This is a genomic window from Psychroserpens citreus (genome assembly GCF_055686305.1).
The window spans coordinates 3094369-3111137 of sequence record NZ_CM145999.1; the positions used below are offsets into that span (position 1 = coordinate 3094369).

At 33.5% G+C, this 16769-nt stretch carries 9 protein-coding genes; 4 read left to right on the top strand and 5 right to left on the bottom strand.

Going from position 1 to position 16769, the window contains the following annotated elements; translation table 11 throughout:
- Positions 1-93: 93 nt before the first annotated feature.
- From ACTU6T_RS13830 to ACTU6T_RS13840, 3 genes are all read left to right on the top strand, one after another.
- The gene (locus tag ACTU6T_RS13830) at positions 94-4572 is read left to right on the top strand and encodes a DUF7619 domain-containing protein (RefSeq protein WP_460218784.1); all 4479 of its coding nucleotides are present in this window, start codon (positions 94-96) and stop codon (positions 4570-4572) included.
- A gap of 112 nt (positions 4573-4684) precedes the next feature.
- Positions 4685-6985, top strand: coding sequence for a DUF7619 domain-containing protein (locus ACTU6T_RS13835; RefSeq protein WP_460218785.1), 2301 nt, complete (start codon positions 4685-4687; stop codon positions 6983-6985).
- A gap of 104 nt (positions 6986-7089) precedes the next feature.
- Positions 7090-7893, top strand: coding sequence for a DUF6503 family protein (locus ACTU6T_RS13840; protein WP_460218786.1), 804 nt, complete (start codon positions 7090-7092; stop codon positions 7891-7893).
- A 62-nt stretch (positions 7894-7955) separates the two neighbouring features.
- On the opposite strand, the gene ACTU6T_RS13845 is transcribed toward ACTU6T_RS13840, so the two are convergent.
- From ACTU6T_RS13845 to ACTU6T_RS13855, 3 genes are all read right to left on the bottom strand, one after another.
- Positions 7956-9263 (bottom strand): amidohydrolase family protein, encoded by a 1308-nt coding sequence (locus ACTU6T_RS13845; protein ID WP_460218787.1) that lies wholly within the window; start codon positions 9261-9263, stop codon positions 7956-7958.
- Between the two features lie 13 nt (positions 9264-9276).
- Complete coding sequence (locus ACTU6T_RS13850; protein WP_460218788.1) at positions 9277-12255, bottom strand: amidohydrolase family protein; 2979 nt, start codon at positions 12253-12255, stop codon at positions 9277-9279.
- A gap of 80 nt (positions 12256-12335) precedes the next feature.
- Positions 12336-13406, bottom strand: coding sequence for a DUF3810 domain-containing protein (locus tag ACTU6T_RS13855; protein ID WP_460218789.1), 1071 nt, complete (start codon positions 13404-13406; stop codon positions 12336-12338).
- 52 nt (positions 13407-13458) lie between these two features.
- Here ACTU6T_RS13855 and ACTU6T_RS13860 point away from each other — a divergent pair, with 52 nt between their 5' ends.
- Positions 13459-14922 (top strand): aminoacyl-histidine dipeptidase, encoded by a 1464-nt coding sequence (locus ACTU6T_RS13860; protein ID WP_460218790.1) that lies wholly within the window; start codon positions 13459-13461, stop codon positions 14920-14922.
- A 62-nt stretch (positions 14923-14984) separates the two neighbouring features.
- Here the strand turns inward: ACTU6T_RS13860 and ACTU6T_RS13865 are convergent, their stop codons facing one another.
- Both ACTU6T_RS13865 and gldI read right to left on the bottom strand, forming a co-directional pair.
- A complete protein-coding gene (locus tag ACTU6T_RS13865) occupies positions 14985-16205 on the bottom strand; it encodes a peptidylprolyl isomerase (RefSeq protein WP_460218791.1) in 1221 nt (406 codons plus the stop codon).
- 25 nt (positions 16206-16230) lie between these two features.
- A complete protein-coding gene (gene gldI / locus ACTU6T_RS13870; RefSeq protein ID WP_460218792.1) occupies positions 16231-16764 on the bottom strand; it encodes a gliding motility-associated peptidyl-prolyl isomerase GldI in 534 nt (177 codons plus the stop codon).
- Positions 16765-16769: the final 5 nt, after the last annotated feature.

The following is a 16769-nucleotide window of genomic DNA, read 5'->3' on the forward strand; positions in this document are numbered from 1 at the left end:
AGTAGGAGTTTTTAAACTTATCTTGTTTTATATTCGAAGCTCAAATTTAACACTATACTTAATCGTTTAAGATGATTTTAATCAAGCACTATTATGAAAAAAACATTACCCTTAATTTTTCTAATTTTCTCTACATTTATTTACGCACAAACGACTTTAACCATGCAAGATGGTTTTTTTGAAGTTTGTGGAGGTACATTTAGTGATTCAGGTGGATCAACACCATACGGCAGCAATGAAAATTTCACTTTAACAATATGTCCAGAAACAAATGGAGATTTTGTAAAACTAACCTTTAATAGTTTTTTAACCGAATATGAAAACGATGTTTTAACTGTTTATAATGGTGATTCTACAGATGCTCCTATAGAAGGTGTTTACTCAGGAACTACTGCTACAATTATAATTAATGCCTATAATCCTTCAGGGTGTTTAACATTAAATTTTGTTAGTGATGAGGATGATGAAGCCTCTGGTTGGTTTGCAGATATTAGTTGTGTTTCTACATTTTTAATGAACCAACCTACAGACTATGAGCTTTGTGGTTTTAATAATGAAACTGTAGCAGAATTTGACCTTGATTCAAAAACTCCAGAAATTTTGGGAAGCTTAGACCCAAACAACTATCAAGTAACTTACCACTCAAGTCTTTCTGAAGCAGAGGAGAATGTAAATTCATTGACTAGTCCATATACTAATGTGACCTATCCAACCGATTTGATATTTGTTAGAGTTACTGAGTTGTCTTCTGGTTTATATAATATAGCCAATTTTCATGTTAAAGTAAATGGAGTGGACGTCAACGGAGTATCAGTCGAGATTATCGTGTGTGATGAGGGTGAACCAGATGGATTTTCAACCTTCGATTTAACACAATTTGATAATGAGTTAACTATGGGCAATCCAAATTTGTCGGTTTCATATTTTGAAACTTTTGATGATGCTCTTACTGATCTTAATGTGATTGTTAACCCAACCTCATATGTAAATACAAATCCTTATTTTCAGACCGTTGTTCCGCGAATTGTAGATAATACAAATGGTTGTTTTTTTGTTAGTGGAAACACAGCTGTATACTTAAATGTCCAATCAAGTTTTGATATTAATGAACCAACTCCGTATATCGTATGTGATGATAATGATGATGGTGTTTTTGTGTTTGATTTAAACACTAAAACTTCAGAAATATTAAACGGACAAGACAATCCTACAATTATTGTGTCCTATCACGAATCTCAATTTGATGCAGATGTAAATGTGAATCCACTTAATCCAATTTATACTAATGTACAGCCATTTGCACAAACTATTTACGTAAGAGTTAGTAGTATTTCTGGAGATTGTTTTCAGACTACCACTTTAGATTTAATAGTAGAGACCACTTGTGTTTCGGCTTCTTCTGTTGATGCATTTGTTTGTGGTGATAGCCCAAATATACCTGTAGATTATGATTTAACTAGTAACGAAAGTGATCTCGTAAACGGTCAAAATACTTCTGGATTTAATTTTGAATATTATTTAACCTTACAGGATGCTCAAAATCAATCTAATAGTATTGCAAATCCTCAAGTCTATGAAGTTAGCGGGAATTCTTCGGTAGTATATGTAAGAATTGAAGATATAACAACTATGGATAATATTATAGTTGAGATTTATGTGAATTTTGTTTTGAATCCTCAAATTAGTTTCAATGATTCTTATGCAATTTGTAGTGGTCAAGAAATCATAGTAACGCCATTTATTTCTAATGCAAATGTTAATAGTCTAAATTACTTATGGAATACTGGATCTACAGAATCAGAAATCATTGTTATTGAACCTGGTATTTATTCGGTTACTGTCACTGATACAATTACTGGTTGTTCGTCTTTTGGAGAGACCTTAGTAGACGAAGGAGAATCACCAGTAACTAATCAACCAGAACATATCATTTCATGTGATACAACCGTTGGTTTTGATTTAACTTCGATATATGCTGAATTATTAGGTTCTCAAGACCCAACTAATTTTAATATTAGTTTTCATTTAACTAGTAATGATGCTTTTAATCAAGTTAATGCTATTACTGTACCAGAGGATTATGTGCCTTCATCTAATAATGAAACGATTTACGTTGTGGTACAAAATATTGGTGATGCCTGTTTTTCGATAGAATCCTTTCAAATTATTACAGAAAATTGTCCCATAGAAGTTATCTGTGGAAATGAACCTGTAAATACAAGTTACTGTTATGACATTAATGACGCTACACCATATGTCTATATGAGTAATGATGACTCACAACTACAAGTTGTGTTTAATGCTGGACAAGTTGAATTGGGCTGGGATGAATTGGTAGTTCTAGATTCTGATGGTGTTACCAATATAAATCCAGAAACTACTACTTATGGAAATAATGGAGATTTAACAGGATTGTCTTTTACATCCTCTGGAAGCTCGATTACAGTATTTATAGATTCTGATGATATTATAAGTTGTGCAACTCAAAATTATATACCATTAGATTATAATGTTAGTTGTATAGATCCAAATGCCTTACCTGGTTGTACTTCAATTCTTTTAACTCCAGAAAATGAAGCCATTGATGTTAATGAAAATACCGATTTAAGTTGGTCGCCTTCTACTGGAGTCGTAACAGGCTACAAACTATCTCTCGGAATTACCCCTGGAGGAACTGAAGTTTTAAATAATATAGACGTAGGTGATGTGTTATCTTATGAAATTGATACATTAGATTTTGAAGTGACTTACTACCTTACAATTGTTGCGTATAATAATAATGGCGATGCTGAAAATTGTACCGAGCAAAGTTTTACAACTAGAGCCAATCCATTTCAAATTGTGGCCTGTGAAAATGGAGCAATTAATACCACTTATTGCTACGGAAATAATGATACTTCGGAGTTTGCTTTTGAAAGTGATAATGGTTTGCCATTAACTCTAGTGTTCAATACAGGTGCAACGGAAGTGAATTTTGATCAAATTACTATTGTGGATTCTGATGGTACAATCTTAAATCCAAACCTTCCTTATGGAAATAACGGAAGTTTTGCAGGATTAACTTATACTTCTACAGGTTCAAATATTTCTGTATTATTTAATTCTGATGGCTCAATAAGTTGTCAATCTGGAAGTAGCTGTTGTACAGAGCAATTTGATTTTGATGTATTTTGCTCGTCATCTGTTGGATTTATCCAAGTAAATGCTTTTGTTGATACTAATGTTAATAGTGTTTTCGATTCTAATGAACCTAACTTTAATAATGGTTACTTTACTTATGAATTAAATAACGACGGAAACATCAATACTGTAAACTCTTCAACTGGTAGTTTTCAAATCATCAGTGCTAATGCTACTGATTCGTATGATATCACTTTTAACCTATATGAAGAATCTGCTGGATGTTATGATGTTTCAATTCCTGTTTTTAATGACGTGTCGGTTGCTATTGGAAATACAATAATTATAGATTTTCCAGTAGTCGAAGAACAAAACTGTGAAGATCTTGCGTTATATCTATTAAATTATTGGACACCGCCAAGACCAGGATTTAGTCATGAAAACCATTTGATATTAGAAAATTTAGGGTTTACAACAATTGCTTCTGGATCAGTTGAATTTACTATCGACCCACAATTGGTATTTAATGGTATTGGAAGTATAAATCCTAATTATACTGTAACACCTACTGGTACTGGATTTATATTAGATTTTGTGAACTTAGAGCCAGGATCACAAGAGGATATAGAAATTTACTTAACCTGTCCTGCCTCAGTAACATTAGATGATATTGTCACCAATAGTGCTGTTTATATTACAGATACTAATGATTTAGTGGTGAGTAATAATTACTCAACATTATCTGAAATAGTTGTTGGTTCTTGGGATCCAAATGATAAAATGGAAGCCCATGGACCGCAAATTAAATATGATGACTTTATAACTTCTGATGAATATCTATATTATACAATTCGTTTTCAAAACCTTGGCACTGCAGCTGCAACTTTTATTAGAATTGATGACGTGTTAGACAATCAATTAGATGAAACCTCTTTCCAAATGTTACGTTCTAGTCATGATTACGTGGTTACGAGAACAGATAACAATCTAGAATGGTTCTTTGAAGATATTAATTTGCCAGCCGAGCAAGATGATGAACTTGGAAGTCAAGGTTATGTGTATTTCAGAATTAAACCAAAAGTTGGATATGCTATTGGTGATGTCATTCCAAATACAGCAGCGATTTATTTCGATTTTAATGCTCCAGTAATTACCAATAGATTTGATAGTGAGTTTGTAGAAGAGAGTTTATCTATTACTGAAACAAGCTTTACATCATTCGATATGTTCCCAAATCCGGCAAAAGAACAAATTACTATTGTAATGAATGACGTGAGTTTTGAATCTACCGAAATTAGCATTATGGATTTGCAAGGAAAACTAATTGTTAACCATAACATTTCCGGAGACAATAGACTAGAAGTAGATATCTCAAGTTTGCATAGCGGATTGTATTTCGTTAAAGTAACAGTAAATACTGCTAGTGTTGTAAAAAAACTTGTCATCGAATAGTCAATTTCAAATATGAAATTTAAAGACCTTAGGGTTACTCATTCTAAGGTCTTTCATTTTTATTGTGGTACTTGTTTATTTACTATCTTGAAACTCTAACAGTATTATCATTATGAAACAAAAATTACTAATTGCCTTATTTACTTTAAGTGTTGTATTTGCTTATCCACAAGTTGATTTAGGAGAGGATATTTTTACTTGTGAAGGAGATACAGTTGTGTTAGATGCTACAACTCCTAATGCTATTGAGTATACCTGGTATAGGAATGGTTTCATTATTGATGGTGAAAATGAACCAACTTTAGAAGTGAATTATACAGATATTTATGAAGTACATGTTTTTATTGACCAAGACACTATTTTTACTGACACCATTTTCGTAACATTTAATCCACCACCAAATGCTCAAACACCAACAGATTATGTGGTATGTGATGCCAATTCTGGAGGTTTTGCAATCTTTGATTTCACAACTAAGGATACCGAAATTATAGGGAACGAAGCAAATATTTCAATGAGTTATTATGAGTCAGAATTTGATGCACAAGCTTATGTAAACCCTTTACTAAGTCCTTATGTTAATATTGCTAACCCTCAAACCATTTGGGCGCGAGCTGAAAATGTTGAGACTGGCTGTTACACTATAGTAAATTTTGGTTTAATCATCGATCCTAACTGCGAAGATATAGAAGTTTTGTGTGGAGCTATTCCAGTAAGTATCGATTATTGTTATCCAGATAATACAAATTATCAGTACAACTTTGTAAGTAATTCGGGTTCTCCATTAACACTAACGTTTAACTCAGGGCAATTAGAAGCAGATGGAGATTATGTGACAGTCATCGATTCTGATGGCGTAACTCAATTGTTCTATGGTACAAATAATGGCGATCTTGACGGACTAGTTTTTCAGTCTACAGGAGCATCCATTGCAGTTAGAATAGAAACCAATGCAAGTATAAGTTGTGGAGATGGGAGTTCCGAGTCTATTGCTTTTGATGTGTCTTGCAATGATTTTGCAGGAAGTATTAGTGGTCGGGCTTTCTTTGATGAAAATAGCAACGGAATGATGGACGGTAATGATTCTAATTTTAGAAATGGATATTTCACCTATGAAGTCAATAATAATGGTATTATTAATGAAATAATGACTTCAGATGGTCGCTATTATATTGCTAATCCAGAAGAAGGAAATACTTATGAAATTTCGTATCATTTGTTTGATAACTATGACGATTGTTATACGGTGACTACAAATACAGTGAGTAACATTTCTGTAACTGGAAATGAAGATTTAGAAGTAAATTTTCCTGTAACTAACGATCTCATGTGTGAAGACCTAGGGGTTTATGTATTGGCTCCTTTTATGGCACTGCCAAGACCTGGATTTAATTATGTTAATCGCGTATATATTGAAAACTTTGGGTTTAATACAATTACTTCAGGTACTATAGAGTTTGTAGCAGATGATTTGGTTCAATTTGAATCCACATTATATCAAACAAATCCTAACCATGTTGTTACAGATACTGCGAACGGATTTATTTTGGAATTTACAGATTTACAACCTGGTGATATCGAATTTATTAATGTGCTTCTGTATTGTCCACCGAGTATAGAACTGAATCAAACAGTCACTAATGCTGTAACCTATGTGACTTCTGAAACTGATGATTTCCAATTGAATAATGATTCTAGTATCAGCCAAATAGTAGTAGGATCTTTTGATCCAAACGATAAAATGGAAGCGCACGGACCAGAAATTGTCTTTGATGATTTTGTGATATCAGATGAATATTTGTACTACACCATCCGTTTTCAAAATGTTGGAACTGCAGATGCCATTACGGTCAGGATTGAAGATGTATTAGACACTAGTTTAGATCAAACAACTTTTGAAATGCTGCAGTCTAGCCATAATTATTTATTGTCTAAGGTTGATAACGAAATTACATGGCAGTTTGATAATATTCATTTACCAGCAGAACAAGATGATGCTGAAGGAAGTAATGGTTTCGTTTTTTTTAGAATCAAGCCTCAAACGGGCTATGCGCTTAACGATATTATACCAAATACGGCGTCTATTTATTTCGATTTTAATGCGCCTATTATAACGAATACTTTTCAAACCGAATTTGTAGAACAGAGTTTGTCTGTTTCAGAAATAGATGAATTGAATTTAAGTATTTACCCAAACCCAGCGTCAAATAATGTTAATATAGAATGGAATGAGACAGACTTAAGAAATGCAACTATTACGGTTACTGACTTGCAAGGGAAGCAAATTTTGAAACGAGATAGTTCAGAAGAAAACACAGTACATATTGATACATCCCGTTTGCAAAACGGATTGTATTTTATAATATTAGATACAACGACAAAACGTTCTATAAAGAAACTCATTATAAAATAGACCAAACCAAAATTTAGTTTAATATAAGCCTCAGAATTTTACTGAGGTTTTTTTGTAAACAATTCTTTTTACCTTCGTCTAAGTACTAAACCAAAACAAACCTTATGAAACTTAAAAGTTTATTTTTAATTGTCGTTTTTACATTTATATCATGTAAAGACAATAAAATTCAAGAAACAGTAGACTCTATAGATTACTCAGAAGAAGCACTTGATGTGACAACTAGTACGTATCCAGAAACTATTACTAAAGTGTTTGATGCTCATGGAGGTATTGATAAGTGGAATACCATGAATACACTATCGTTTACCATGGAAAAACCAAACGGAAAAGAAGTCACTACGACACATTTAAAGACACGAGCAGAGCGCATTGATACACCTACTTATACTTCTGGTTATGATGGACAAACGCTCTGGGTTAAAGAAAAAGATGGTATTGAATACAAAGGCAATGCAAAGTTTTATAAAGGCCTTATGATGTATTTCTATGCGATGCCATTTATTGTAGGTGATGATGGTATTATTTATGAAGAAGCTCAGTCCTTAGAATTTGATGGGAAAACTTATCCAGGACTATTAATTTCTTATGAAGCTGGAGTAGGTGAGTCACCAGATGATCAATATATTATTTATTATGATGCCGATACTGGAAAAATGGAATGGTTGGCATATACTGTTACTTTTGGAAAAGAAGGAAAAAGTAAAGATTTTCGATATATCAGATATCATAATTGGGAAACAATCAACGGTTTGCAATTGCCAAAAAGCATTAAATGGTATACAGTAGAAAACAACTTACCAATTAAAGAAAGAAATACGGTAGAATTTACAAATATTATGCTGTCAGAAAAAACTCCAGATAGTACGCTTTTTTCTATACCTGAAGGCGCATCCATTATTGAATAATTAAACCAAAACGTCAAAAAAAAGACCTGTAATGTTTCAGGTCTTTTTTTGATTTTGACAACTTAATTTTGTCTTTCTAACTTTTCTGAATACCGTTTCCAAAGTTCAGTTTGATGTGTTTCTAAACTCAATTGGCGGCCATCAATAAAGGCATGGGTTAATTGGTTGGTACGCATATCTAATGCATCTCCTTCACTAATAAAGAGGGTAGCACTTTTACCTATTTCCAAAGTGCCATATAAATCATCAATACCAAGGATTTTTGCAGGATTCTGTGTTATTAGTTGCAAAGCTTGTTCTTTAGTTAATCCGTGAGCAACTGTTGTTCCTGCATAAAATGGTAGATTACGAGAATTCATACGCTCCATTTGCCCACTGGTTTCTAAAGCAACAACCACTCCTTCATCTGTTAGTAGCTTAGCGAGTTTAAAAGGCATGTCATAATCATCATCAGATTGACTCGGTCTTGTATGTACGCGTTGTAATAAAACAGGAATATTGTTCTTTTTTAGTAAGCTTGTTACTTTATGTGCTTCATAGCCTCCAACAATAACAGCCGAACTAATGTTATTAGATGTCACAAAATTTATAGCATCAGTAATTCCTTTTTCATCATCTACATGAATGTATAACGTTTTACTGCCATCAAAGAGACCACTTGTGGCATCATATGGTAAATGCTTTGGTGATGTGTCACCATTCAAATAGGCTTTAGTAGACTTTATCCAATGTTCAATTTCAGTGACTTGGTTATTATAATTTTTATTCACTTTCATTGCAGGATCTTCACCTAGCCACCAACGACCTCTAGAAAAACTACTTGGCCAGTTCATATGAATACCATCATCAATTTTTACTGCAGCATCTTCCCAATTCCATGCATCAAGCTGAACAATAGAAGATGTTCCAGAAATACGTCCGCCTCGTGGTGTTATTTGGGCTAGAAGCACACCATTTGGTCGCATAGATTCTACAATTTTTGATTCAGCATTATAAGCAATTAAACTTCTAATATGAGGGTTCCATGTGCCTATTTCAGCATCATCATCTGTTGCTCTAACTGCACTAATTTCGACAAGCCCAAGAGTAGAGTTTGGAACTATAAAGCCTGGATAGACATGTTTTCCTGTTGCATCTATAACATCCATGTTCCCTAAATCTAGCTTCACGCCAGACATGTCTGTGACATTGGTTAGCTTTCCATTTTCAAAAACTATTAAGCTATTTTCAATCACAGTTCCGTTACCAACATGAGCAGTTGCACCTGTTATAGCTATTGATTTTGACTGTTTAGGAGCTGGGGTTTGTTGTGCATTTCCTAATGTAAAACTAAGGAATGCTACCAGTGTTAATTTTATATATATATTCATTGTCTTCATAATTTTAGTGTTGTACGTGGTCTAAATAATCACAGTGCATTTGATCCTTCTCCATTTTTTTTATCGGCTGAGTTTTTAAACCTTGATTTTTTGCCTGAAGCATATCATTAATAAGTTCTGCTTTTTCTTTCTTGATTTGTGAACGTAACATTTCATCACGTTTTAAATCGAAATAGGTTACGCCTTCAATAATTGTTTTTTCGGCTTTAGTATAAATAGACATAGGATGACCAGACCACAACACGACATCTGCATCTTTTCCAACTTTTAAACTGCCAACTCTATCATCAATATGCAATAGTTTTGCTGGATTAAGCGTCACAAACTTCCAAGCATCTTCTTCATTTACTCCACCATATTTTACTGATTTTGCAGCTTCTTGATTTAATCGACGAGACATTTCACCATCATCACTGTTTATAGCAACAACAACACCAGCATTATGCATTATCGCAGCATTATAAGGTATGGCGTCATTTACTTCATATTTATAAGCCCACCAGTCACTAAAAGTTGAGCCACCAACACCATGCTCTTTCATTTTATCAGCAACTTTATAACCTTCCAATATATGTGTGAACGTATTGATATTAAAATCGAATCGTTCAGCCACTTTCATCAGCATATTAATTTCACTTTGGACATAAGAGTGACAAGAGATAAAACGCTCTTTGTTTAAAATTTCTGCCAGCACTTCCATTTCAATGTCTTTTCGATAGGGCTTACCACTTTTTTTCATGGCATCATAGGCTTTCGCTCTATTAAAGTAGTCCATGTATAATTGCTCAACTCCCATTCTTGTTTGTGGAAATCTTGAAAAACTTGACCAATTAGATTGTTTTACGTTTTCACCTAAGGCAAATTTGATAAATTTTGGACTATTCTCATAAATCAAACCTTCAGCAGATTCTCCCCATTTTAATTTTATAATTGCTGAACGTCCTCCAATTGGATTTGCCGATCCATGCAAAATTTGAATAGAAGTGACGCCTCCTGCCAAGTTTCTATAGATATCTATATCTTCATCATCAATCACATCTTCTATACTGACTTCGGCAGATGAATTATGGCCACCTTCGTTAATAGAGCTGGCTGCAATATGGGAGTGTTCATCAATAATACCAGCTGTTAAATGCTTCCCTGTAGCGTCTATTACTGTAGCATTTCCATCAGATAAGTTCTTTCCAATTTTAGCAATCTTTCCATTTTTAATCAGCACATCTGTATTATTTAAAATGCCATCAGCTTCATTGGTCCAAACCGTTGCATTTGTGAATAATAAGGTTTCGGCTTTAGGCTTTTCTATAAATCCATAAGCTACATTAGGATAGGTGACAGCTACCGTTTTTTTTATTTTAGTTGCATCTTCGTTCTTTTTCTCTTCTGGTGCTGTCTCTTCAATTGTTTTTTTTGTACCATAAAAAGTCATTTCATTTCCATTTGGAAAAATTGCTTTTCCACTTAATGTAGTACCATCGGCAACATTAGCAACTAATCTGATAAATTTTTGATTTGTAGTATCTTTAGTAGTCATAGCTATATTAATCCAATCATCAACATAAGATACTTTTGACCCTCTTTTTTTACCAGAACTAGTGATCTCAGATTTCAATTTGCTTAACTCACCTTTAAGTGTCATTTTATAATTTTCACCTGCTAACCTGAAATCGTATTCTCCACGAATATCCTTAACATTCATATTTTCTAATATGGTTTGTTGTCCTTGAACCCAGTTTTCATAAAGGGTCGTTTTTTTATCAAAAATATCTCCTGAAGTAATTAAGAAATTAGCATATGCTCCTTTTTTTAGAGAACCTAATTCAGCAGACTTCCCTAATAATTGTGCTGGAACTGTAGTTAACGCTTCTAAAGCTTTTTCTTTTGAAAGCCCATACTCTAAGGCTTTTCTAATATTAGTCATAAACGCTTTTGCCGATTTTAAATCATGAGTAGTAAAGGCAAATGATATACCGTTGTCAGCTAATAACTTAGGATTAGAAGGTTCTTGATTCCACGCTTTCATATCGCTTAATGATAATGAGCGACTTAAATATGCATTCTCTACATCGTAAGCGTCTTGAAAATTTACAGGAAGTATAAACGATGCATTGGTGTCTTTAATGTCTTGTATACGTTCGTATTCATCACCACCACCTAAAATAACGTATTGAATACCAAAGAGGTCACCAACTTTGTCAGCTCGCATGGCATTCATTCGACTTCCTGCACCAAAGATTTGGACTAAATCTTTATTTTTATTTAAAGCTTCTAAAGATCTGTCTTTTGTTTTGCTATTACCTTTTGCATACCAATCGGAATCGTAATACATCTGACGTAATAATGCCATGCCTCCCATAATTGAACTAGGGTAAGATTGTCTAGAAGTAACACTTTTTCTAAATGAAAAGTATTGCGCAGAATGTGGATCTAATATACGCGCTTCGTTTCCTCCACTAGTATTTAAAGCAATTAAAGCCCCAGAACCTCTTACAATACCATCTTCAATGTGAGTATTTACAATACCAAAACCAGCTTTCAATAAATCTTTAGCCTTTTTTTCGTCAAACATAAAATTATCAATGGCATTATTCTCTGGCATGACGTGGTCATTCCAATAATAACCTGACCGAGTTGGTTCATATTGTGGACTTCTCCCTTGACCAGGAACTCGTTCAGGTTTTTTTACACCAAATGTAGAATACATATCTATAAATGATGGATAAATACTTTTTCCATTTAAATCTATGACTGTTGCATTTTTAGGAATAGTAACCTGACTACCTGAAGCTACAATTTTGCCATCTCTAATTAACAAAGTTCCATTCTCAACAACTTGAGTAGGTGTAATGTGAATTTTAGCATTAGTAAACGCTTGATAGTTGGTGTTGGTAGTTTTTACACCGTCATTTTTAGGAAAATAGTCTTGTGCAAATAGCATAAAGCTGCACAAGCACATAGCAATTGTGAATTTGATTTTATTCATAAAAAATAGTTGATTTTGAATTTGTCTAAAGATAGAGAATTAAGAAAGTAAAATCTAAAATTACCAAGGCTTTTAACGTTTTACTTTATAGGATTATCCTTATGGTAATTTACTAAAAGTGCCACTACATAACTATAGCTATCCATGCCACCAGCTTGATTGTTAGATTTTAAGAAATTATTATAGGTTGCTTTAAACAAGGGCTCTGTTGGATTTTTATAGTTGTCCCAAAAATCTCTAACTTCTTGGTAATTTTTTAAGATTCCAAGATGCACTTTAGCTTTTAATTCCTCATAAAGTTCAGGGTTTCTTCTATAGGTTTCGAATAAACAATGTCTTAAAGCAAAAGCAAATCCCGAATAATTAAAATATCGATCTGGATGATGCATCGCAGCCATACTTCCTATAAAATTAGCTTCATTTTCAGCTGCATATCCCAATTGATGAGCCACTTCATGGCTTCCAGTAGTAGGAAATTTAAAACTTGGTATTAAACCATCAATTTGTGCTTCATTTGTAAAGGGATTCAAATATCCCGAAAACCCCATATAAGTTAGTGGTAAACTATATAATGAACGTTTAACAGATCTAGGATTATAGTCTAGGTAAGGGAATTCCTGTGATAAATTGTTATAACCTAAAGGAATCATTTTTAAAATTTCAGTCTTCGTATAAGGTAAAACTACTTGTAAAGAATCATCTTTTACTAGACTTTGGTGAATCGCATTTGTTTTATTTATCAATTGTTTGGTTAAGTCTACAAGCTCTTCTGTAGTATATTCATTGTCTATTTGCAAGGACTTATGTAGTGGTAATCGATAATAATTAAAGGCCCAAAGCACGTGAAATGCTAAATACCCAATGGATATAGCTGAAAGCACATCTAGAGTCCATTGTATAGTGTCTTTTATGATACGTTTTCTGTTAATAAATAACCACCTAAGGATATATACTCCTAGAATTGTATATAAAATATCACCAACAGAAAAAGGAATCCAACCAAAGGCGTATCGCATTAATTTAGAAATCCAAATATAAATTCCATGACTATATACAGACTCAACAAAACTAGGATAGTAAGCTAAGATTTTTAGAAGTATAATCTGTGGAATTATAGATAACGCTATGATACGTTTTTTATAGTTCTGCATATGTCAAAAATACTAAAAAGAATGTACCTTTGCTAAACTAAAAAATAACAGCATGAGCTCAGAAATAAGACAACTAGAACCCAAACAACTTTGGAATAAATTTGCCGATTTAAACGCCGTTCCAAGACCTTCTAAAAAAGAAGAGCGTGTAATTCAATTCATGAAAGATTTCGGAACAAATTTAAACTTAGAAACTATAGAAGATGAGGTTGGAAATGTAATCATTAAAAAGCCAGCTACTTCAGGAATGGAAGATTGCAAAACTGTTGTAATGCAATCGCATTTAGATATGGTTCATCAAAAAAATAATGATACTATTTTCGATTTTGATACTCAAGGTATTGAAATGTATGTCGATGGTGATTGGGTTAGAGCTAGAGGAACAACGCTTGGTGCAGACAATGGTTTAGGTGTTGCTACAATTATGGCTATACTAGAAAGTACTGATATTCCTCATCCTGCAATTGAAGCTTTGTTTACAATTGATGAAGAAACAGGAATGACTGGTGCTATGGGATTAAAAGGTGGATTGTTAAAGGGCGATATTCTTTTGAATTTGGACACAGAAGAAGATGACGAAATTGGAGTTGGTTGTGCTGGTGGTGTTGATGTAACAGCAACAAGAACTTATAATGAAGAAGAAACACCAGAATTTAAAATAGGATATAAATTATCTGTTAAAGGATTGCAAGGAGGGCATTCTGGTATGCAAATTCATGAAGGCTTAGGTAATGCGAATAAATTAATGAACCGCATGCTATTTGATGGTTTTGAAAATTTTGGATTACGTATTTCTGAAATTGATGGAGGGAGTTTGCGTAATGCTATACCAAGAGAGAGTAATGCTATTGTTGCCATAGATGCGATTCACGAAGCAGCTTTCATTTCTGAAATAAATGAATTAGCAACTTCGATTAAACTAGAGTACAAAACCATGGAGCCTGATTTAGTTATTGAAGTCTCTAAGGTTGATACACCACCCAAAATCATGGATTTAGGTGTTCAAGAAGGTGTGACCAGAGCTATTTATGCAGCATTAAATGGGGTTTATCGTATGAGCCCAGATATAAAAGATCTAGTCGAAACGTCTAATAATATTGCCCGTGTAATTGTTAAAGATGGCAAGATAAAGATTGGGTGTTTAACACGTAGTTCGGTAGAAAGCTCGAAATGGGATTTAGCAAATAGTTTGAGAGCAACCTTTGAGTTGACTGGTTGTGAAGTGGTTTGTGATGGGGATTATCCTGGATGGAAACCAAATATGGATTCTGATATCTTGAAAGTTATGGTGCCATTATATAAGAAATTGAACAATGGAGAAGTACCTCATGTTGCGGCTTGTCATGCTGGACTAGAATGTGGAATCTTAGGAACTAACTATCCTGAAATGGATATGATTAGTTTTGGCCCAAATATTAAAGGAGCGCATTCGCCAGATGAACGTGCACAAATTTCTTCAGCACAAAAATATTGGACATATGTTCTAGAAATATTGAAACATATTCCAAAGAAATAAATGATAATAATTAAAAAAAGCCTTTCAATACGAAAGGCTTTTTTTAATTATTAAAGTTGAAATTAGTTTTTCTTGACGATATCAACCAATTCCACTATAAATGTAAGATCTGTATTAGGAGGAATTCCCCTATTGCCACGCTCTCCATAAGCAAGGTGAGAAGGCATATAGAAAAACACTTTATCTCCAACCTTAAGTGATGCTAAAGCTTCTTTAAATCCAGGAATCATTCGTGCATCTGGACTCACTAACATTTTTGTTGGTCCATATGCATTTGCAGCTGCTCGTCTCTCATTATACATTCCATAATTTTTGGCAATATCAACTCTGTCACTATCAAACAAACGTCCATCTAAAAAATAACCTTCATAATACACTTTAACAGAATCACCAGCTTTTGGCTTTGGTCCATTACCTTCCTTGATGACATATTTTTTAAGACCAGAAGCAAGAGTAGTAGTTTTAGAAGTATATTGATCTAACTTTGGCTTTGTAATGGCAGAAGCTTCAGCAATTTTAGCGTCACGTTCTTTTTTCTCCTGTTCGGCTTTTAATCTCTTTTCTTCTTGAATTTGGCTAATTTTCTCTTCAACTTCAGGCAATTGAGATTCAAATACTTTAGGAGCATTAAATGATTTTGCACCAGATCCTTTTCTAATAATATTAACTTTTGTAATAATCACATCTTCAACAGGCTTATTTCTTCCAGCTACTTCAACATTTGAAATTGAATCTTGAACTTCAACACCTTTTACTAGTTCTCCAAATACAGAGTGACAACTTACTCTTGGTTGATCACAAGGTTTTAAATTGCCTTCATTGTCATATGCATTAAGACTAGGATATGGCACTTCAGTGATAAAAAATTGACTTCCGTTAGTGTTAAACCCACCTGCATTAGCCATAGAAATAACACCACCTTCATCATGATTTAAATCTGGATGGAAATCGGCAGTAAATTTATAACCAGGACTTCCGCCACCTGTTGCAGTATGATCACCACCTTGAATCATAAACTTGTCCATAACACGGTGAAACGTTAAACTATCATAAAAGGGTTTCCCTTTAAATTCATCTCCCATCATTGGGTGATTTCCTTCAGCTAGAGCTACAAAATTAGCCACAGTTACTGGTACTTTATCGTAAAATAATTTTGCGATCATTGTTCCTTTAGTTGTGTTAATTTCTGCATAAAGCCCATCTTCTAATTCAGGATATTCTTCTTTGCAAGCGGTTACTGTTACCAGTAGACATAGCATTAAAATTTGGAGTGTTCTACTCATCAATTGCATAGTTTTCTATTTAAATTTATTGATTTTGTGTTATTGAATTTACGGTCACCTTGACCATTAAAGGAATGTTAGTTCCTATTTTATGTTTATCGCCATAATAGCCGAATGCTTTTTGAGACGGAAATAAAAACGTTACAGATTCGTTGGGTTTCATTAATTTTAAACCTTCTCGTAATCCTGTAAAAAGCTCTTCCTGATCCATGGCATAATTTTGATTACCTAGTTCTTGTTGTGAATATATTGTATTTCCATTAAGATCCTTAATATCATAATCGAAATTTACAATATCTCCAAACCCAGCATTTGTTTCTTCTTGTTCAACTTTGGTGTGGTAATAATACCAAAATCCAGTTTCAGAAGCTTGATAATCATATTCAGGATTTTGAGCCATAATGGCTTCAATACGCTTTTGTTCTCTTTGATTAAGTTTTTTATTACGCTCAGCCGATTCTTTATAAAATGATCCTGATTGTACTTGTTCTGGTTGACGGGCTTCAGGCGCTTTGCAACTAGCAAAAAGTAGGAGTATTATTATTAATCTATACATCATGGTCA